Source organism: Geodermatophilus sp. SYSU D00710 (assembly GCF_054050195.1).
The window spans coordinates 91,503-111,667 of the sequence record NZ_JBJGYX010000010.1 but is presented as its reverse complement, the minus strand read 5'-3'; the positions used below and the strand labels follow the sequence as shown (position 1 = coordinate 111,667).

At 73.5% G+C, this 20,165-nt stretch carries 11 protein-coding genes and 1 pseudogene; 11 read left to right on the top strand and 1 reads right to left on the bottom strand.

Annotated features, from left to right (window positions below):
* Positions 1–408: 408 nt before the first annotated feature.
* Positions 409–1,619, bottom strand: a pseudogene (locus ACI78U_RS07070) (IS256 family transposase).
* Positions 1,620–2,360: 741 nt separating this feature from the next.
* Here ACI78U_RS07070 and ACI78U_RS07065 point away from each other — a divergent pair.
* The 11 genes from ACI78U_RS07065 (at position 2,361) to ACI78U_RS07015 (ending at position 20,162) form a co-directional block, all read left to right on the top strand.
* Positions 2,361–3,524, top strand: a complete 1,164-nt coding sequence (locus ACI78U_RS07065; protein WP_456874576.1) for a pentapeptide repeat-containing protein — start codon at positions 2,361–2,363, stop codon at positions 3,522–3,524.
* A 772-nt stretch (positions 3,525–4,296) separates the two neighbouring features.
* Positions 4,297–5,706, top strand: a complete 1,410-nt coding sequence (locus ACI78U_RS07060) for a phage tail sheath family protein (protein WP_456874575.1) — start codon at positions 4,297–4,299, stop codon at positions 5,704–5,706.
* 31 nt (positions 5,707–5,737) lie between these two features.
* Positions 5,738–7,918 (top strand): phage tail sheath family protein, encoded by a 2,181-nt coding sequence (locus ACI78U_RS07055; RefSeq protein WP_456874574.1) that lies wholly within the window; start codon positions 5,738–5,740, stop codon positions 7,916–7,918.
* A gap of 15 nt (positions 7,919–7,933) precedes the next feature.
* Entirely contained in the window at positions 7,934–8,458 is a 525-nt protein-coding gene (locus tag ACI78U_RS07050) for a phage tail protein (protein ID WP_456874573.1), read from the top strand.
* A gap of 2 nt (positions 8,459–8,460) precedes the next feature.
* On the top strand, positions 8,461–9,189 hold the full coding sequence (locus ACI78U_RS07045; protein WP_456874572.1) for a T4 family baseplate hub assembly chaperone: 729 nt from the start codon (positions 8,461–8,463) through the stop codon (positions 9,187–9,189).
* On the top strand, positions 9,186–9,887 hold the full coding sequence (locus tag ACI78U_RS07040; RefSeq protein ID WP_456874571.1) for a hypothetical protein: 702 nt from the start codon (positions 9,186–9,188) through the stop codon (positions 9,885–9,887). The genes ACI78U_RS07045 and ACI78U_RS07040 overlap by 4 nt, the downstream gene beginning before the upstream one ends.
* Positions 9,884–11,104: a DUF4255 domain-containing protein gene (locus tag ACI78U_RS07035; RefSeq protein ID WP_456874570.1), complete on the top strand. Its 1,221-nt coding sequence runs from the start codon at positions 9,884–9,886 to the stop codon at positions 11,102–11,104. Before ACI78U_RS07040 ends, ACI78U_RS07035 begins: the two co-directional genes overlap by 4 nt.
* A 2-nt stretch (positions 11,105–11,106) precedes the next feature.
* Positions 11,107–12,990: an ATP-binding protein gene (locus ACI78U_RS07030; protein WP_456874569.1), complete on the top strand. Its 1,884-nt coding sequence runs from the start codon at positions 11,107–11,109 to the stop codon at positions 12,988–12,990.
* 29 nt (positions 12,991–13,019) lie between these two features.
* Complete coding sequence (locus tag ACI78U_RS07025; protein ID WP_456874568.1) at positions 13,020–13,271, top strand: hypothetical protein; 252 nt, start codon at positions 13,020–13,022, stop codon at positions 13,269–13,271.
* Between the two features lie 59 nt (positions 13,272–13,330).
* Positions 13,331–19,381: an eCIS core domain-containing protein gene (locus ACI78U_RS07020; RefSeq protein ID WP_456874567.1), complete on the top strand. Its 6,051-nt coding sequence runs from the start codon at positions 13,331–13,333 to the stop codon at positions 19,379–19,381.
* A gap of 142 nt (positions 19,382–19,523) precedes the next feature.
* Positions 19,524–20,162 carry a hypothetical protein gene (locus ACI78U_RS07015; RefSeq protein WP_456874566.1) on the top strand — a complete coding sequence of 213 codons (639 nt, stop codon included), beginning with the start codon at positions 19,524–19,526 and terminating at the stop codon, positions 20,160–20,162.
* Positions 20,163–20,165: the final 3 nt, after the last annotated feature.

Genomic DNA, 20,165 nt, shown 5'->3' with positions numbered 1-20,165 from the left:
GCACACGTGCCCACGTCCCCCCGCCGGCTGTTGCTCGGCGACGGAAGGGTCGTGCGGCCGACCGTCGCGCACCAGCACTCCGTGCGCCGACCGGCCGACTCCCCCGCGGCGACGACGTTCCGTCACTGAGCGATTACCGGCGCAAGGCGCAGCGTCCATCGGGCCCGTACTGGACCTCCGTCGTTCGGCGGCCCCGGGATGGGGTGGTCCAGGTCGAGTCGTCGCTCTTCCAGCCCACCCATGGCGCTCAAGGCGAGCGGAAGGCACGGCATCCGCCCGACTTGGCGCTGACAGCCAAGATACCGCTGCAAAATCCCGCCTTCGAAGCTGACTGTGCGGGGGTGACGTCCCGCCCGGTGGTGTAGCTCGCGGCCGGGTGGAGGTTCTGCGGGTTGGACTATGACGCGATCAGGGCGGGCTGCGCCACCTCCTCGTCGGGTTGGTTGAGCAGGCCATGGAACCTTCGGAGAGGTAGCGGCGATCGCTCACCTGCCACTCGTCGTGGGCCTCGACCAGCACCGCTCCGGCCAGGCGCAGCAGCGCGGCGGGGTTGGGAAAGACGCCGACGACGTCGGTGCGGCGCTTGATTTCCTTGTTCAGCCGTTCCAGCGGATTGGTCGACCAGATCTTTTTCCAGTGCCCGATCGGGAAGCCGGTGAAGGCCAGCAGTTCGTCGGCCGCCTCGCGCAGCATCGCTTCGACCTGGGGGAACTGCCGGCCGAGCATGCCGGCGATGACGTCGAGCTGGGAGTGCACGTGCTCGGCGTCGGGCTGGGCGAAGATGGTGCGGATGGCCGCGGCGACCATCTCGGCGTTGCCCTTCGGAACCCGCGCCAGGACGTTGCGCATGAAGTGCACCCGGCACCGCTGCCAACCGGCGCCAGCAGCACGGCGGCGATGGCGGCCTTCAGGCCGGTGTGGGCATCGAAGATGACTAGCTGGACCCCGGCCAGCCCGCGGGCCTTCAGGGTGCGCAGGAACGCCGTCCAGAACGCGCCGTCCTCGCTGTCGCCGACGGCGAACCCGAGCACCTCGCGATGCCCGTCAGCGGCCACCCCGGTGGCGATCACCACCGCCTGGGAGACCACCCGGCGGTTGACTCGCGCCTTGCAGTAGGTCGCGTCGAGGAACACGTACGGGAAGGCCTGCTCGGCCAGGCTGCGGTCGCGAAAGGCGGCCACTTCCTCGTCCAGGTCGGCGCAGATCCGGGACACCTCGGACTTGGAGATGCCGGTGTCGGCGCCCAGCGCCCGGACCAAGTCGTCGACCTTTCGCGTCAAGACGCCGTGCAGATAGGCCTCCATCACCACCGCGAACAGCGCCTGGTCGATCCGCCGCCGGCGCTCCAGCAACGAGGGGAAGAACGAGCCGGCGCGCAGCTTCGGGATCCGCAGCTCCAGGTCTCCGGCGGTCGTTGTCAGGGTGCGCGGGCGGGAGCCGTTGCGCTGCGCGGTGCGGGTCTCGGTGCGCTCATGCGGCGCGGCGCCGATCACCGCGGTCAGCTCGGCCTCGATCAGCGCCTGGTAGATCGTGGTGGCCGCCGAACGGATGCGGTCATCGACATCGGCGGCTTTCAGTGCCTCCAGCAGCTCGAGCAGGGCAGACTGGTCCAGGGCCATCGCGTGGCCTTTCTCTGAGTGAACCTTGGCGGGAACACGCAGAACATCCACGCGGTGGCCCCTCGCACGCCAGCACTTCGCCGACGAGCTCAGGACTTCCGACCAGCTACACCACTTCCTGGGACGTCACCCTGTGCGGGTTCGATTCCCGTCACCCGCTCCACTGCGGGAAGCGTTCAGGTTTTCCCGCGAGACACTTGCGTCGGAAGGTTCGCCGTGCCGCTATGGCCCGCATCCTCCCGGCGAATGAGGGCCTCTCGATCGAAGCCGGCGCGGAACAGGTAGTCGACCGCAACCAGGGCTCAAGCAGACGTGTCCCTCGCCACAGCCCGAGCGCTGGGCTGGTCACTGCTGGCCTGAAGAGGGCTGGTCCGGCGGCTCGCGTGGCAGATGCAGAGCTATCCACAGCTCGGCTCGGCCGCCAGCGTGGTCCAGGTCGCGGTCGAGGGGGCGGCGGCGCGGTGCACACGCTTGCGCAGCGTGTGCCAGTGCACACCCAGGCGCTGCGGCCCGCTCCCACTGGCCGTCTTTGCCAGGCACCCGCACCGAGTCGACAAGGTCGCCGGCGGTGGCGGTCGGATGCGATCAGCGGCGCGAGCAGCATCGACGAAGGCTCGCGTCGGCGCGCGGTCGAGCAGGGCAACCAGCCCGGGCCGGCGAGGTCGGCAGCACCGGCCCGTCGGCCGCGTCCGTGCTCGGCGGCCTGCCGCGCCTGTTGGTAACTGCGCTACACAAGACGCCGTGAGCGTTGGCTGGACGGTTGTCGCCGTGATCGTGGGCTTGGTAGTGATGGTTGGGTCACTGGTAGCGCCGCCTCTTCGAGTGAAGACCGGGCCTCCCGGCACTTCCCGGCGCCGCGATCCGATTCGAATACGCCTTCGACGGCGGCGCCTTCTGCTGCTTGGCTATCTGGCCTTGATCGGCATCGCGGCGGTTGTCTACGTCATCGGCATACTCCCATCAACGTTGACCAGACACCCGGAGATCGCAGACGCCGCAGCTCGGCACCAGGCAATCGCTCAAACTCGCAATAGCCTGGTGGCTATCTTGGCGGCCGCAGGCGCACTGGGAGGGCTCGCCTACACCGCACGCACCTATCGACTCAGTCGAGAGGGGCAGATCACTCAGCGCTACGCCGCGGCTATCCAGCTGCTAGGGAGCGAAAGGCCAGAAGTGCGCCTCGGAGGCATATATGCGCTCGAGCGGTTGATGCGGGACAGCCCTTCCGACCAACCGACCATTGTGGAAACCCTCGCCGCATATGTCCGCGAGCGCACGCCATGCTCACCCGAGCCCACATCAGGTGGCTCAGATCTCAAAGGTCCGACGCAAGACGTACAGGCCGTCCTTACTGTTCTGCGACGCCGGCGTCCGACGGTGGACGAAGGCTCCATCGACTTGACAGAGACCAATCTCGCTGGTGGCAACCTTTCCGACCCGGACTACTATGGGAAGGCAGCCGATCTCCGTGGCGCGCTGTTGAACAACTCGAACTTGAACGGTGCCCGACTTGACCGCGCAAATCTATTGCTCGCCGAACTGCAGAATTCGAACCTGTCCGGCGCCGTCCTCTCGGGTGCCGACCTGACATATGCCGACCTCTCCAACGCTAATCTGGCGGGGGCTCAACTACAGGATGCAATATTGGAAAAGGCACGTCTACACAGTGCCGACCTCAGCAATGCCCAACTCGGCGCAGCCAATCTACTGTCTGCCAACCTCTCCTTCGCCAATATGGCGGGTGCTTGGCTGATCGACGCAGACTTCAGACTCGCAGTCATGAACGGCACGATATTGTCAGGTGCGAGAGTGACGTCAGGAGCGCTTGACCATCAACAGATGGCGTCGGCAAGGATATCAGGAATCGAATGGCAAACGCCTTCCCCTGATAAGCGCCACCACTGACTGTCGGCAACCTCCACTTGACCATGGAATGCAGGCCACTGACCCGAAGCGACGACGTGCTGGGAGCCGGTCCCCATGCTCGAGCGGCCACATGAACTAAGGTCGCTGAGATTGACCACGGTGTACGCGGCCACCCCGTCTACAAGGCGTGTTCGATGCTGACCGCACGTTGAGCGCTTTCCATGCGCGTGCGGAGTGGGCCATCGCAAGCGGGTCGCCCGGCTGATGCGCCTGGGCGCCATCGAAGGAGTGCACCGCCGGCGGCGCGGCAAGTACGGCCGCCGGGCCGCCTCGACGGCGACCGCGCCGGACCGGGTCGAACACGACTTCACCGCCACCGCGCCGAACCAGTTGTGGGTCGCCGACATCTCCCAGCCGCGTGGTGCTCGACGCCGTCGGGATGGCCATCACCAGCCGCCGACCCGCGGCCGGAACGGTGCATCACACCGACCGCGGCAGCCAGGGCGGATTCAATCGGTCGACGCAGCACCGGCTTGTTGCAGGGCACGCCGCCGCGCTGTTTGCGGCGAACAGCGTTGTGGCAGCCCGGGTCGGGTGGTCGGAGGACGCGCGTCGAGCCCCATGGCCCTGGTCGGGTGCCCGAGCCGCGGATAGGCTCCCGCCGACACGAGGGGGGGCCATGCCAGTCGTCACCTCCTGGCCTGGGGTCTATGTCGAGGAGGCGCCCGGGGGCGCCCGGACGATCCCTTCCGCTTCCACGTCCGTCACGGCCTTCGTGGGACGCGCGCTGCGCGGGCCCGTCGACGAGCCCGTGTCGTGCACGAGCTGGAGCGACTTCCGGCGCCAGTTCGGCGGGTTGTGGGCCGGGTCGGAGCTGGGTTATGCGGTGGCGCAGTTCTTCGACAACGGCGGCGGGCACGCCGTCGTCTCCCGGGTGGGCGCCGGGGCCGAGCCGGCATCCGCAGACCTCCCGGCCGGTTCGGGAGCGGGCTCGCTGGCCCTCACCGCCGCCGACCCGGGCAGCTGGGGCCGCAACGTGCGGGTCACCGTCTCCCACGGCACCCCCGGCACGGTCACCGCGACGACCGACGACGCCACCTTTCACCTCACGATCGAGGAGATCGACCCCGCGGCTGCGGCCGTCGACGGGGTCGACCGCGCCGTCGTCGCTCGTGAGACCTTTCCGCGGGTGTCCGTCGACCCGGCCGCGCGCCGGTTCGTCCGGCACGTTCTCGAGCAGCAGTCCCGGCTCGCCCGGGCGGCCGGTGTGCCGCAGCGCCGCCCCCGCGCCGTCGACCGCCAGGAGCTCGGTGGCGGCTCCGACGGCAGCATCGCCGCGGCTACCGACGAGGAGCTCGGCCGGGCGATCGACGCGCTCGAGCACGCCGACGTGGTCAACCTGCTGTGCGTGCCCCCGATCGACCGGTCGACGCCCACCACACCGGGCACCTGGAGCCACGCCCTTGACTGGGCCGAACGCCACCGGGCCGTGCTCCTGGTGGACCCGCCCGAGGAGTGGCGCGACGCCGCCACCGCGGCCCGGCTGACCGGGCGGATGAACCTCCGCAGCGCGAATGCGGCCTTCTACTTCCCTCGCGTCGTCGGCCCCGACCCGCTGCAGCAGGGCCTGACCCGCCCGTTCGCGCCGTGCGGGGCGGTCGCAGGGGTCCTCGCCCGTACCGATGCCCAGCGCGGGGTGTGGAAGGCACCCGCCGGCACGGAGGCGGCCCTGGTCGGGGTGGACGGGCTCGAGCTCCCTCTCACCGACGCCGACAGCGCCGCGCTCAACCCCCTCGGAGTGAACGGGCTGCGCGACCTGACTGTGGTGGGCCCGGTGGTGTGGGGGGCCCGCACGGGCCGGGGAGCCGACGTCATGGCGTCGGAGTGGAAGTACCTGCCGGTCCGACGGCTCGCGCTGCACATCGAGAACTCCCTTGCCCGGGGCACGCAGTGGGCAGTGTTCGAGCCCAACGCCGAACCGCTGTGGTCGCAGCTCCGGCTGTCGATCGGGACGTTCCTGCACGACCTGTTCCGGTCCGGCGCCTTCGCCGGCACGACGCCGCGGGAGGCGTACCTGGTCCGCTGCGACGCCACCACGACCACACAAGCCGACGTCGACACCGGGGTGGTCCGGATCATCGTCGGTTTTGCGCCGGTGCGGCCGGCCGAGTTCGTGATCCTCCAGTTCCAACAGTTCGCGGGTCAGGCGTCGGCGGCCTGAGCCGCCGACGTCCCGCGGAGAGGCGGCGAGCATGACCGCACCCACCGCGCCGGGCGTCCACGTCCTGGAACTGCCGAGCGGCAGCCGCGCGATCACGGGGGTCGCGACCTCCCTGACCGCCTTCGTCGGTCCCGCGCTGCGTGGCCCGGCGGATCGTCCGACCGAGATCGGGAGCTGGCCCGAGTACGAGTCCCGGTTCGGCGGACTGTGGCACGACAGCACGGCGAGTCACGCGGTACGGCACTACTTCCTCAACGGCGGTGGCCAGGCACTGATCGTCCGCGTGACCAACGGCGACCGGACGGTGCTCCGTGTCCCGACAGCGGTGGCCGCGCTCACCGGCTTCCACCACCTGCGCGCGACCGTCGACAAGGCGTCCGGCCACACGTTCACCCTGACCCTGCAGGCCGAAGACGCAAGTGACGCGATCCTGGTGAAGGACGGCAACCCGTATCGGGTTACGGGTGAGGTCGATCTGGGCGGCGACCAGGCGTCGACGATCGGCGGGATGAAGGCCAACGACACCGCGTTGGCGGAGGTCGTGGGCGGGCCGCTCACCGGCCTGCCGCCGCTCGGTGCGGCTACCAGCGCGCCCGGGCCGGACGCGCGGCACACGGTGACGTTCGGGTCGGCCGCCGAGACAGCCCGGGCCGCGGTGCCCGTCGGCCTGCGGCTGCGGCCCACCACCCAGGCCCAGGCGCTCGCCGGGTTCGATCGGCTGCGAGCGTCGGTCGCGAATGCGGACGCCGCGGCGGGCACGTTCGACCTGACGATCTCGGCGGTCGGGTCGGACGGCACCCCGCTGGCGTCCGGCGACAAGAAGTACACGGTCACGTCGAGAGACCTGCGCCCGGCGGAGGCTGCCGAGAAGATCCGCGACCTGCGAACGGAGACCGACCCGCCCGTGGGGCTGGCGGAGGTCGTCGGCACCCCGTGGGGAGGCGTCCCGCCGGACGGCGACGTCGACGGGTCGTCGCAGAACGATCTCCTGCTGGTGACCGAGTTCCTGCACCTGAGCGCCGCCGACCCGGGCGGCTGGGGCGACCGGGTGACCGCGACGGTCACCACCGACGAGGCGGCGCTCGGCACCTTCCACCTGACGCTCACGGAGCGGGACCCGGCCGCCGGCGTCGTCGCCGAGGAGGTCCACTACGGGGTCAGTACCGACCCGACCGCGCCGCGCTGGTTGGGTCGGCTGCTGGAGTTGCAGTCGCGTCTGGCCCGCCTGGACCGGGTGGCGGCCGCCTCCGCGCCGGCCGCGGTTGCAGAACCGGTCCGGTTCCACGGCGGCCGCGACGGTGGCACGCCCCGCCTCGGGCCCGACGTCCTCGGCGACCCCTCGGGCCCGACCGGGATCCACGCCCTCGCTCGGACCGACCTGTTCAACCTGCTATGCCTCCCGCTGCCGTCGTGGTCGGAGGCCGACGCGGCAGCTCGCGACCTCTGGGACAAGGCGGCCGTCTTCTGCGCGAAGCACCGGGCGTTCCTGCTGGTGGACCCGCCCGACGAGTGGGCCGCCCCGGCGAGCGCCGGGGACCGCGCCGCGGCCTTCGGTGTCCGCAGCGACGACGCCGCGCTCTATTACCCGCGGGTCCGGGTGCCGGACCCGTTGCAGGAGGGCCGGTTCCGCGATTTCCCGCCCTGCGGGGTGGTCGCCGGGGTGCTGGCCCGCACGGACGCACAACGGGGCGTCTGGAAGGCGCCCGCGGGGATCGACGCCGCGCTGCGCGGCGTCACCGAGCTGGCCACTCGGCTCACCGACGAGCAGCAGGGGGTGCTGAACTCCCTCGGGGTCAACTGCCTGCGCACCTTCCCGGTGTACGGGCAGGTGGTGTGGGGCGCGCGGACGCTGAACGGCGCGGATCTGCAGACCTCGGAGTGGAAGTACGTGCCGGTCCGGCGGCTGGCGCTCCACCTGGAAGAGAGCCTGCTGCGCGGCAGCCGTTGGGCGGTGTTCGAGCCCAACGGCCCGGGGCTCTGGGCTCAGCTGCGGCTGTCCGTCGGGAGCTTCCTGCACCAGCTGTTCCGGCAGGGTGCCTTCGCCGGCACCACCCCGCAGCAGGCGTACTTCGTCCGCTGCGACGGGGAGACCACCACCGACTCCGACGTCGCCCGCGGCGTCGTCAACGTGATCGTCGGATTCGCCCCGCTGAGGCCGGCCGAGTTCGTGATCATCAGGTTGCAGCAGCTGGCCGCCCAGGCCGAGCAGTGAGAGGAACGCGCCACCATGCCCCAGTTCACGGTAAACACCCAGCGCTTCGACCCGTACAAGAACTTCAAGTTCCGGGTGCGGTGGGACGGCCGCTTCGTGGCCGGGGTGAGCAAGGTGAGTGCGCTGAAGAGGACCACCGAGGTGATCGACCACCGCAGCGGTGGCGACCCGAGCACGGTCGTACGGGCGCCCGGCCAGTCGAAGTACGAGGCGATCACCCTCGAGCGCGGCGTCACGCACGACCGGGACTTCGAGCAGTGGGCCAACAAGGTCTGGAACCACGGCGCGGGCATGGGCGCCGAGGTGTCGCTGCGTGACTTCCGCAAGGACATCATCCTCGAGCTCTACAACGAGGCCGGCCAGCTCGCCGTGGCCTACAACATCTACCGGTGCTGGGTGAGCGAGTACCAGGCGATGCCCGAACTCGACGCCAGCGGCAACGCCGTGGCGATCCAGACGTTGAAGCTCGAGAACGAGGGCTGGGTGCGCGACGTGGCGGTCACCGAGCCCACCGAGCCGGTCTTCACGGTTCCGGAGTAGCCGTGCAGGTCGGGCTGTCCGGCGCGCAACTGCTCGACGTGTGGGAGCAGGGCCAGGGCCGCGACCCGATCGACCGCGGGTTGGTCATGTGGCGCGCGGCCGAGCCGGACGTCCACGGTGACGAGCTCGCCGCCGCGCCGCTCGGGCGCCGCGACGCCGCGCTGCTCCGGCTGCGCAGGAGTACCTTCGGCCCGCAGGCCGAGTGCTTCGTCGTCTGCCCCGACTGCGGGGAGCAGTTGGAGTTCGCCGTGGACGTCGACGCGCTGGTCGTCGACCCGGCCGCCTCGGCCGGACCGGCGTGCGTCGCTGTCGGGGACTGGCAGGTGCGGTTCCGGCTGCCGGGAACGGCAGACCTCCAGGCGGTGGGCGGGGAGCCGGACCCGTGGCTGGCGCTGGCCCGCCGCTGCGTGGTCGACGCGGAGCGGAGCGGTTCGCCGGTCGCCGCCACGGAGCTGCCCGTCGAGGTCGCCCACGAGGTGGACGCGTGGATGGGCCGGCTGGACTCGCAGGCCGAGCTGCTGCTGGAGATGGCCTGCGCCGGCTGCGGCAACCGCTGGAACGGGCGCTTCGACATCGGGACGTTCCTGTGGCGGGAGATCGAGGTGGCCAGTCGCCGCCTGCTGGCCGAGGTCGACACGCTGGCCCGGGTCTACGGCTGGTCCGAGGACGCGATCCTCGCGCTCCCTCCGGCCCGTCGGCGCAGCTATCTCGAGCTGGTGGGGGCGCTGTGAGCTACCTGCGCACGCTGCTCGCCGGCCTCGCCGCCGCGGCGGAGCCGACCCCGCTGGTCCGTCCGGCCGACGCGGTCGTCGGACTGCCCGAGCCGACCGACCAGGTCGAGTCCACCCTCCCTCCGCCCGCATCCCCACCAGCCCGACCAGCCCGACCGGCACCCCCCGCGCCGGTCGAGGTCCGCACGGACCGACCCGCCGAGCGGGCGGCCGAGCAGCCGCCGCGGTCGCCCGCCGTCGTCCCGGTCCCCGCCGAACACCCGCCGGGCCCGCCGGACCCGGCGCCGCCGGCGACCGTCGTCGTGCCGGCGCTGGTCCCGGTCCTGGCGCCGCCACTCCCGGTCCACGAGGTGATCCGGGAACGGCACACCGAACACGTCGTCGTCCGGGAGGTGGCGGTCCCGACGCCGGCCACGCCACCCGCTGCCGTCGCGCCGATCCAGCCGCTCGTCCGGCCGGCGCAGCTCTCCCGAGCTGACCGCCCGGAGCCCCCCCGGCCACCGGCCCCTCGCCGGGCCGCTTCACCGACACCGGCCCGCGCGTCCGCGCCCGTCGAGCTGCCCACCGTGGAGGTCCGCATCGGCCGGGTCATCGTGCGCACCGAGGGGCCGCCGGCCGCTCCGCCGGCACGCCCGAGCGGGACGGCGCCGCCGACACCGCTGGCCGACTACCTCGCCGCCCGGTCGGACCCGCGATGAGCAACGCGCTGGCGATCGCGACGGTGACCGGGGTGCTCCGCTCCCGGATGCAGGCGCTCATCGACGCCGCCCGGCTCTCCGGCTTGGACGTCGTCGCCGCCCCGCCCCAGGACGACAGCAAGCCGGGCGTCTACCTGCACCTCTACCAGGTCCTCCCGAACGGCGAGCTCCGCAACCAGCACCTGCCGGAGCACGACACCCGCGGCGCGCTCACCCGCCCGCCGCGGCTCGCGGTCGACCTGCACTACCTGCTGAGCTTCGTCGGCTCGCCGAGCACGCACGACGCCGAACGCCTGGCCGGGCTCGTGTTGACCGGGTTGAACGAAGGCCCGGCGCTCTCGCGGGACGAGATCGCCGACTTCGTCGCCGCGCTCCCCGAGGGGCACGTGCTCGCCGCCTCCGACCTGAGCGACCAGGTGGAACGCGTGCGGCTGACCCTGCTGCCGCTCGACGTCGAGGAGCTCTCCCGGCTGTGGGGCATGTACGGCCAGGCGCGGCACCGGCTCTCGGTGGCGTACCGGGCGTCGGTGGTGATGCTGGACGCGCAGGTCCGGTCAGGCGCCGCGCTGCCCGTCACCCGGGCGCCCGAGGTGACGGTCGTCCGGCTCCGCGCACCGCAGATCACCGAAATCCGGTCGGCAGCGCGGGCCCAGCCGGTGGTCCGGTTCGGCGAGCGGATCATCATCCGCGGCTCGGCCCTGCGGGGTGACGAGACACGGGTGACGGTGGGGGCGGCGTCCCTGCGGCCCCCGGCGGAGTCGCTCACCGACGCGGAGATCACCCTGGCCTTCGACGCCGCCTCGGGGCTGCGCGCCGGGGTCGCGGCGGTCCGGGTCGTGCACCGGATCGCGTTGCGCGACGGGAGCACCCGGGACGGCCCCGCCTCGAACGTGATCCCGGTCGCGCTGGTGCCGGCGGTGCGCACCGCGGATCCGCCCACCGAGGCCGGCGCCGAGGGCACGCTGCGGGTGCGGCTGGTCGTCGAGCCTGCCCCGATGGCCGGCCAGGCGGTCGCTCTGCACCTCACCGGCACCGCCGGCCAGGGGTCCAGCACGTGGACCGCGTGGACGGAGAGCGACGGCGTCGTCTCCTTCCTGACGTCCGGGCTGGCTGCCGGCACGTATCTCCTGCGGGTGGAGACCGGCGGTGCGCTGAGCCTGCTCGAGGCGGACGCGACGAGCGGCGAGCTCGCCTCCCCGAGCGTGACGGTGAGCTGACCGTGCCGGCCGTCGAGGAGCTCTCCCGCGACGACTTGAGCGCTGCCCTCGTCGCGGTTCACGAGCGCCTGCGGATGACCGCGGAGAAACGCGCCCGAACCCCGTTGCCCGATCCTCGGCCCGGCTCGGTGCTCGCCGAGCTCACCGCCGCGTTCGACCTGACCCCGTTCGAGCGGGGGGTGCTGCTCCTCTCGGTCCTGCTCGAGTTGCACCCCGGCGTCGACACCGAGTTCGCCGCGCTCAACGGCAGCGACCAACGCCCCTGGCCGACGTTCGGGCTCGCGCTGGCCGTGCTGCCGGGCCCGGACTGGAACGCCCTGCTGCCGACTGCACCGCTGCGGGCCGCCCGCCTCGTCCGGCTCTCCTCCGGTGAGGTGCTGACCGACCGTGCGGTCCTCGTCGAGGAGCGGGTGCTGCACGCCCTCATGGGAGCCCACTACCTGGACCCGCGCGTGGCGCGGCGCGTGGTGATGCTCCCGCGTCCGGGTGTGCTGCCCGCCGGCCACGCCGCGGTGGCCGACCGGCTGCGGGCTGCGTGGGGGGCCGAGCGGGTCCACCTGTGGTGCGAGGTCCCCGCTGACGGCATGGCCATCGCCGCGGCGGCCGCGGGCGACCGGATGGCCCTTCGGCTGCCCGCATCCGCCGCCCCGGCGGACCCCGAGGAGACCGAGGAGTTCCTCGCGCTGTGGGCGCGGGAGTGCCGGCTGCAACCGCTGTGCCTGGTGGTCGACCTCGAGGACGCCGGCGACCCCGCCGCCCGGCGTGCTGCCCTCGACGTCGCGCGGCGTGCGGAGGGGCCGGTGGTCAGCTGCGGGGTCGTCCCGCGCGCGGGTGAGCCGCTCAGTCGGCTGCGGGTCGGCGACCCGCCGTTCGCCGAACAGCTCGCGCAGTGGCGCGGCGCGCTGGGTGACCTCTCTCCCGAGGCCGGGTTGGAGCGGCTGGTGGCCCGGTTCCGGCTGGGCGCGGCAGCGCTGGACGCCGCGGTCGTGTCGACCCGGGCCGGCCTGCGGGCCGATCCCGGCGCCGACCCCGTCCTGCTGCTGGAGGACGCGGCGCGGGTGCAGGCGCATCCGGAGCTGGAGGACCTCGCCCAGCGGTCGGTCGCCCGCGCCCGCCTGGACGATCTCGTGCTGCCGGCCGATCAGCGCGCCGCGCTCGGGGCCCTGATGGCGCACTCGCGGGCCAAGGCGGTGGTCGACCACGTGTGGGGCTTCACGCCGCCCGGGGCGCGCGGTGGCGGCGCGGCCGCGGTCTTCGCGGGGCCGAGCGGCACGGGCAAGACGCTGGCCGCCGAGGCGCTGGCCACGGAGCTGCGGCTCGACCTGTTCCGGATCGACCTCTCGGCCGTGGTGAGCAAATACATCGGAGAGACGGAGAAGAACCTGCGCCGGGTGTTCGACGCCGCCGAGGCCGGCGGCGCCGTGCTGCTGTTCGACGAGGCCGACGCTCTGTTCGGCAAGCGCACGGAGGTGCGCGACAGCCACGACCGGCATGCCAACATCGAGGTCAGCTACCTGCTGTCGCGGATGGAGTCCTACGGCGGCCTCGCCGTGCTCACCACCAACCATCGCGAGCACCTCGACCAGGCGTTCCTGCGGCGCATCCCGTTCGTCGTCGAGTTCGCGTTCCCGGACCTCGACCTGCGCGAGCAGATCTGGCGGCGGATCTTCCCTCCGGGCGTGCCGCTGGACGGGGTGGATCACCGGGCGCTCGCCCGGCTGTCGGTGTCGGGAGGCAACATCCGCAGCATCGCGCGCAACGCCGCGTTCCTGGCCGCCGACGCCGGCGAGCCGGTCAGCATGCGGACCCTGCGCGTCGCGGCGGAGCTCGAGTCCGCGAAGCTCGGCCGCCCGCTCACGCCGGCGGAGGTACGCGGATGGACCTGACCCCGCTGACGTCCGCCACGGCTCCGTCCGTGACGCTCGTCGCCCTCACGATCGACGAGCTGGACCTCGGCGGCGTCCCCGCCGCCCGCCGGGACCTGGTGGCCGCCGTCTTCCAGCGGGAGCTGACCCGCCTGGTCACCGAGCGCGCCCCCCGGGCGGCCACGGGCGCCCACGACCGCGCGGCCACGGTCGTGGGTGCCCGGCCCGACGGCAACCCGCTGCTGTTCGGCGCGGCGCTGGCGCGGTCCGTGTACGCAGCGCTCGACCGGGAGCCGCGGTGAAGGAGCGGGCCGTCGCGCGTTCGGCGGACCGGGCGTGGGCCCCCCCGACCCGCCCACCGGTGCGCGCCGCCGCGCCACCTCCGGTCCACACGACGTCCCTGGCCGACCGGGACCCGGACGGGCCCACGCTGCTGGACCACCTGAGTCCCGGCCGGCTCGCGGGCCGGTGGACGCGCGCCACGCGGGACTCCGCTCGCCCGCTGCCGGGCCGCGCGGACCTCGAGCGCCGCTTCGGGGCGTCGCTCACCGGGGTGCGAGTGCACTCCGGTCCGGCCGTCCGGTCCCTCCTGGATCACCTCGACGCCCGCGGCGCGGCATCCGGCGACGTGATCCTGCTCCGCGACCCCGCCGACGCCGTCACCGCGGCCCACGAGGTCGCGCACGTCCTGCAGGCCGGTGGCCCGGGGGCGGGCGCCACCCTTCCCGCAGGGGTGCCGCTCCCTCCCGACCATCCGGCCGAGCGGGAGGCGGAGGCGCTGGCACGGCGGTCCGGGCCGGCGCGGCTGCGCGCCCGTCTCGTCCCCGGCGCGCTAGCGCTGCGTCGGACCGCGCTCCTCGTCCGCGACCCCGACCCTGCGGCCGGCGGGCCTCCCGCCCTCACCGACCTGCGCCCCGACCCCGCAGAGCCGGAGCCCGTCCCGGCTCGAGCCCCGGCCGAGGGCGTCGACCAGGAGGTGCCAGAGCCCGAGGCGCCCGAGGAACAGCCAGAGCCCGGGCCGGCGCGGGCCGTCGCCACGGAGGCGCCGGACACCGGGGAGGAGCCCGGCACCGGGGAGGCGCCGGGCCCTGCCGAAGCGCCGGCGACCCGGGCCGCACCCGGGCCCACCCAGGCAGGTGGGCGACAGCGCGCCGCTCCTCCCGCGCCCGCCCGGGACCGGCGCCTCGAGCTCCGGCAGGTCATCATCCAAACCCAGGGGACCTGGGACGCCGGCCGGCGGACAGTCAAGGGGCAGGACCTGGTGGACTGCCCGGCGCTCGCCACCGCGCCGGACGCGCGCCCCTTCGCCCGCGGCCCGCCACCGGCCGCCCCGCCCGTCCGTCCACGGGAGGAGCTGCCCGAACCCCAGCTTCCCGAGCCCGACACGACCGAAGTCGACCATGCCCGCGACGTCGTGCGACGGCAGGTCGACGTCGCTCCGGCGCGGGCCCCGCCGCCCGACCTCACCGCGCTCGACGACGACCAGCGGCGGGTCCGAGCCGACGGGCAACGCCGGCTTGACGACCACATCCGGGAGACCACGCGGACGCCCCTGCGCGAGGTCAGGTCGCCGGCCGTGGCCCGCGAGGGGTCCGCCGACCCTGCCCGCGCCCCGCCCGTCGAGCGGGCGTTCCGCGAGCGTGCGGACGAAGCCGCGGCGGCAGCGCGGCGCCAGGCGACGCAGGACTTCGGGGAGCGCCGCCTCGCCCCGGCGCGCGACCCCACCGCTGGGCACGACCGGCACCTCGACGGCGTCGAGGTGCCCGAGGTCGACGTCGACGGACAGATCCAGCAGGCCCGGTTCGACCTCGTCGCCACGGACCAGAACGTCGGCACGGTGCCCATCGGGCAGGTCGTGCTGGTGCCCGACGCCGACCTGGCGCGCCTGCGACAGCAGGCGGACGGGGTCGAGGACACCCGCGCCCGCGTCGACACCGACATCGAGAAGGCCCGGGGGGAACTGGGTCGGACCTGCGACGAGTCCGGCCGGGAGCGCGACGCGCTGCGGGTGCGGGCACGCGACGGCGTGGCTCGGCACCGTCGGGAGTGGACGACGGCGGGCGACGAACTCGTCGAACGCCGCGGTCGCGAGGCCCAGGAGATCCGCCGGTCCCGGCTGGCCACAGCCGACACCGTGCAGCGCGACGCGAACGCACGGGCCGACCGGGTGGTTGCCGACGCGCGCGTCGAGGCGTCTCGCCAGTGGGACGAGGCCCGCACCCGCGCACGGTCGGCCGCGCAGCGGAGCGCCGACCGCAGCTGGTTCCAGCGTGGACTCGACTGGGCCCGGGAGCAGATCGCGCGGCTCGTGGACTGGATCGACTCCTTCCTCGTCGCGGTCCGGCGCGCCATCACCGCGGTGCTGGACGCCGCAGCCGCGCTGGGCCACCGGATCGTCACCGCAGCGCACCGCGTCATCTCCGGCCTGCTGGACGGGATGGCCGCCCTGCTCGACCTGCTGGCCGCGAACCTGCCGGGCGAGCTGGGCGAGCTCGGGCGGCGGTACGTCGACCGCATCCACGCCTTCCTGGCGGACGCGCAGGCGGCGCTGGACGACTGGGCTGCCGACCTGCACCGCACGGTCGACCGGACTATCGACGGCCTGAAGACGGTCGTGCGCCAGGTGCTCGACGAGCTCCGGGCCGGCGTCCAGCAGGTCGCGGCCGACCTCGACGCGCTGCTGGCCAACGGCCTGATGGCGTTCCTCCGCCAGCAGTTCCCGACCCTGGCCGCCCTGCTCGACGACGGACTGGACGCGGCCGTCGACGCGGCCGCCGGCCGACTCGACGCGTGGGTGACCACCGCACTGGAGGTCACCGGCCTCGCCGACCTCGAACGCACCTTGGACGAGCTCCAGATCGACGCAGCCTGCGCGGAGCGCGCGACCCAGGAGTCCGCCGAGGAGCGGGTCGAGCGGTGCGCCGCGTTCCAGCAACGGCTCCAGGGCGCCTTGGCCGTCGTGGACGAGATGCTCGCCTCCCCGGCCGCGCAGCAGATCCAGGACTTCCTCCGCCGGCACGCGCAGGAGGAGGCGGCCGCACAGCTCGACGCCGTCGTCGACTTCTTCGACTTCGTCCACGCCGTCGCGGCCCCCGTGTACCGGTGGTGGGAGGAGATCCGCGCCGGCGTCGCGACGGTCCTCGACACGCTCGGCGAGGTGGCCCGGACGGTCTGGCGGCACGTCGCGGTCGCACTGGGCATCGACCCCGACATCGACCCGGTCGAGGCGCTGCGCCGCGGCATCCAGTCGCTCTGGGCCACCCTCGTCGACGGGCTGCGGCCGCTCCTCGACGGGTTGCGCGCGGCATGGCGCTGGTTGTCCGAGGAGAGCCCGTTGGCGCCGCTGTTCGACCTGTTCGCCCGACTGCCACAGCTATGGACAGCGCTGCAGGACCTCGCGGGGCGGGTGGTCTCGGGCGCCGGCGCCTGGCTCGCCCGGGCCGCGGAGACGCTCGCCGGCGCGGTCCTGCCACTCGTGACCGACGTCCTGCAGGCGGTCACGGAGTTGGCGCGGACCGCGGCCGGCGTGGTGAGCGCCTGGGGCTCGACGGTGCTCGGGGTCGTCGAGGCGATCCTCACCTGGAGGCCCGGTCTCGCTCTCCTGGACGCCGTGCTCCGGGCGGTCGACCGGATCACCGCGCCCGTGCGCCGGCTGCTCGCGGCCGTGCTGTCCTGCCTGACCGCGACGGTCCGCTTCGTCGCCGGGCTGCTGCGGGAGCTGGCCCGCGACGCTCGCAGGCTGCTCGACGTCGCGGTCGGACTGGTGCTCGCGCTGGCGACGTTCCCGGTCGGCCTGGTGGCGTTCCTCGCCGGGAACGTCTGGCTGCACGTGCTCCCCGACTGCTACAAGCCGGCGATCCTCAACTTCCTGCTCGACGTCGCGATCCGGTTCGTCCGGTTCCTGCCGGAGCCGGCGGACGTGGGCCTGCTGATCCTGCACCAGGGCCTCCTCAACTTCCTCCAGGGCCTGCGGGCCGCTCCGGATGCGCAGAAGGTGGGGGCCGTCGACCTGCTGGCGAGCCTCTACGCCGGCAACGCGGAGTTCGCCGCGGGGTTCATCGTCGGCACGCTCGCGGGTATCTGGGACTCGACCGCCGGCACGGTCGTGTTCCTGCTGCAGGCCGTGGTCTGGCTGATGCAGCTGCCGTTCAAGCTGACCTCCTGGGCCGTCGGGTCGGTCACCGGAACGCTGCGGCCCGAGCCCGGCGAGGACGGCGGCGGGGACGAGCCCGAGGCCGACGCGGCGTCGGTGGCCGAGACCACCGACCCGAGGGCCGACGTCCGCACAGCCGAGGAGGCGGTGCGGACGGGGTCGCGCGTCCTGCACCGCATGCGCCGCACCCGCACGCTCCACCGGGTCGCGCGGCGCACCGGGACCGGCCCGGTGCCGGTGGGGGAAGCCGTGTCGGACGAAGCGCGCGCCGAGCAGAGCAGGCCACCGGCCTCGACGGGTTCCCCCGACCTGGCGGCGGTCGAGGCGGCCGAGGTCCGCGCGACGACGCGCCAGGCCGGCGCCGAGTCGGCCGACACACCTCAGCCCGCCGAGGCCCTCGGGCCGGCCGACCCCATCGCGGAGGAGCCCGACGATGCAACTCGGGCGGCACCGGAGTCCGTTGCGGCCACCGAAGCCGACCGCACGATCTCGACCGTCGGCGAGCCCGTCGTCCCGGACCGGGAGGACACCGGGTCGGATGCGGAACCGGTCACCGACGCGCCGGAGGGCACCACCGGCCCGGAAGACGAGGTCCGGGCCGACCAGGACGGCTCCTCGCCGACCGAAGGGACGCCCGACCTGGACGGCGCCCGGACGGTGGCGGAAGGCGGAGTCGGCGGGGACACCGTCCCCACCAGCGACGCCCCGGCGAGCGACCGTCCCCCGGCCGCCCCGGCCGGGCTGACCGACCTCCACGGGGTGCTGCAGCGCCTGGTCACCGAGGGCCTCAGCCGCGACGACCTCCGGCAGCTCCTCGACGCGGCACGCGCGGCGCTGCGCGGTGCCGTCGGCGGGCTGGCTCGGGCCGCCGCCCGACTGCTGCTCGCCGAGCTGAACAAGAAGGGGGTCGCGTACGAGCTGGGCAAGACCGTCGGCGCCCTCGTCGGGCAGATGATCACCGAGGCCGTGCTCGCCGCACTGACCGCGGGCGCGACCGCAGCGATCACGGCCGCCAAGACCGCGATGCAGGGAGCGCGCGTCGTCAGCCGGCTCGCCGGGGTGATCAGGAAGGTGCACCGGCTGGTCGAGCCGGTGTTCGAGCTGGTGCAGAGGCTGCGCGGCGCGATCCGCGAGCTCGTCGCGGCGGTCCGGAAGTGGCTCGACGACGTGCTGCGGTGGATGCGCGGCCTGACCCGCCGGGTGCGCGGCACGCTGCGGGGCAGGCCGAAGCCGCGCCTGCACCGCCCCCCGGGGCCGCGCCGCCGGCCGCACCGGCGGGGCAAGGGGCGGCGGGCCGACCGCCGCGGCCAACACCGCCCGGCCGACCGGCACCGCCTGCTGGAGCGGGCCAAGCTCCAGGCGAAACTGATGTCGGACAGGATGGAGGCCCGCGGCCGCACCCTCACGGAGACGCTGTTCGCGCTGCAGGTGCTGCGACTGCGATACCGGTTCATCCGCGGCTTCGAGGCCACGCCCGTCGCCGGTCGGAGCCACGACCTCTACCTGCTGGCCAGCAGGCACAAGTTCGACAAGTGGAAGCACCCGCCGCTCGGGCGCAAGGCCGACCTCGACGAGAAGGGCCTCACGCCCGAGCAGCGCCAGTGGTTCCGGAAGCGGATCGACCACGCCGAGGCACGGACCGGGAGGCACAGCGTCGCGGCCAACAACTGGCGGTGGAAGCGATACCGGATGGCTCAGGCGCAGAAACAGGGGCGCTTCTCACGACAGGCCATCCAGAGGTTCACGCCGGAGCTGAGCAAGCAAGAACACCGCCTGGCGATGGCCCAGATGTGGCGCAACAGCAAGCGCGGCGGCATCGGTGAGAGGCTCCTCGACCTCGTGGGGATCCCCAACAACAACCGGTTCCGACCGCGCAGCTGGCTCGGGACCCGCCCGGACGGACTCGGCAGGCGATGCATCGTCGAGTGCAAGTCGGTGCGCTCGAGGAGAGGCGTGTTCTACCTCACCGAGCAGATCGGCCTGCAACGCGCCGGTCTGCGGACGTCCGTGCAGGCGGGCGGCGCCGGGCTGCGCCGGACCCGCCACGCGGTCCTACTCACCGGCGGTCCGCGGGGCCGGATCCGGCCGAGCGGCCCCCTCGCCCGACCGCACCCAACCGGCCCGCAGATGGGTCGTCCCAGGTTCGCGATCTTCCACTACGACCAGACGGCGAAGCGCTGGTCGGTGTGGGATCACGCGAAGGGCGGCTGGCGGCGGAGTTCGCTCAAGGCGGTCAAGGCGTTCATCGGCCCGCCCTGATCCCCCTTGCCCGCGTTCACACCCGCCCTGGCGGCCCCCTCGCGGTGCGGGCGCTCGTACCGCCCGTGCCCGTGAACGACGTACTCCCCAGCCACACCCGCCGCTGCTAGCTTGGCCGCGGTGCTCCCACGAGGAGGGCTCGATGACCACCTTCCCCGGGTCTCCGCGGACGCTGCGGGGCGCCGTCGTCTCGATCGAGCCCACCAGCCTGGCCCGCACCGTCGTCGCGTTCCAGTACAACCCGCACACCCTCACCCGGACGTTCGAGGTGCAGGGCGCGGTGGGCGGCCGGGAGGCCGGGCAGCTCGCCGGCCCGCCCAGAGAGTCGGTGCGCGTGGAGCTCGTCCTCGATTCCAGCGACGCGCAGGAGGTGGGACTGGGCGCACTCGGTGTGGCCCCGCAGCTGGCAGCGTTGCAGGGCCTGGTCACGCCGCGGTCCGCGGACGTGCTGTCCAACCTGCGCCTTGCGGCGTCGGGTGCCATCGAGATCCTCCCGCCCCCCGGGCCGGTGAGCCTGTTCGTCTGGGGCCCCCGCCGCGTGCTCCCGGTCGCGCTCACGGAACTCGGTGTCACCGAGGAGGCCCACGACGCCGCGCTGAACCCGACGCTCGCCCGCGTCACCCTCGGCATGCGCGTGCTGACCTACGCCGATCTACCCACGGGCCACCCGGCGCACGCCTTGACCCTTGCCGGGCAGATCGGCCGTGAGACTCTCGCCGCTGGTGCGGTCACCGGGGCGCTCGACGGCGTCCTCGGCAGCGGCGTCCGACCACCCCTGTAGGCG

What these genes read in the sequence shown, in the direction of transcription:
- ACI78U_RS07055 (WP_456874574.1), top strand. Translation starts at nt 5,738, where the DNA reads ATGACCGCACCCACCGCGCCGGGCGTCCACGTCCTGGAACTGCCGAGC.
- ACI78U_RS07015 (WP_456874566.1), top strand. Translation starts at nt 19,524, where the DNA reads ATGACCACCTTCCCCGGGTCTCCGCGGACGCTGCGGGGCGCCGTCGTC.
- ACI78U_RS07050 (WP_456874573.1), top strand. Translation starts at nt 7,934, where the DNA reads ATGCCCCAGTTCACGGTAAACACCCAGCGCTTCGACCCGTACAAGAAC.
- ACI78U_RS07035 (WP_456874570.1), top strand. Translation starts at nt 9,884, where the DNA reads ATGAGCAACGCGCTGGCGATCGCGACGGTGACCGGGGTGCTCCGCTCC.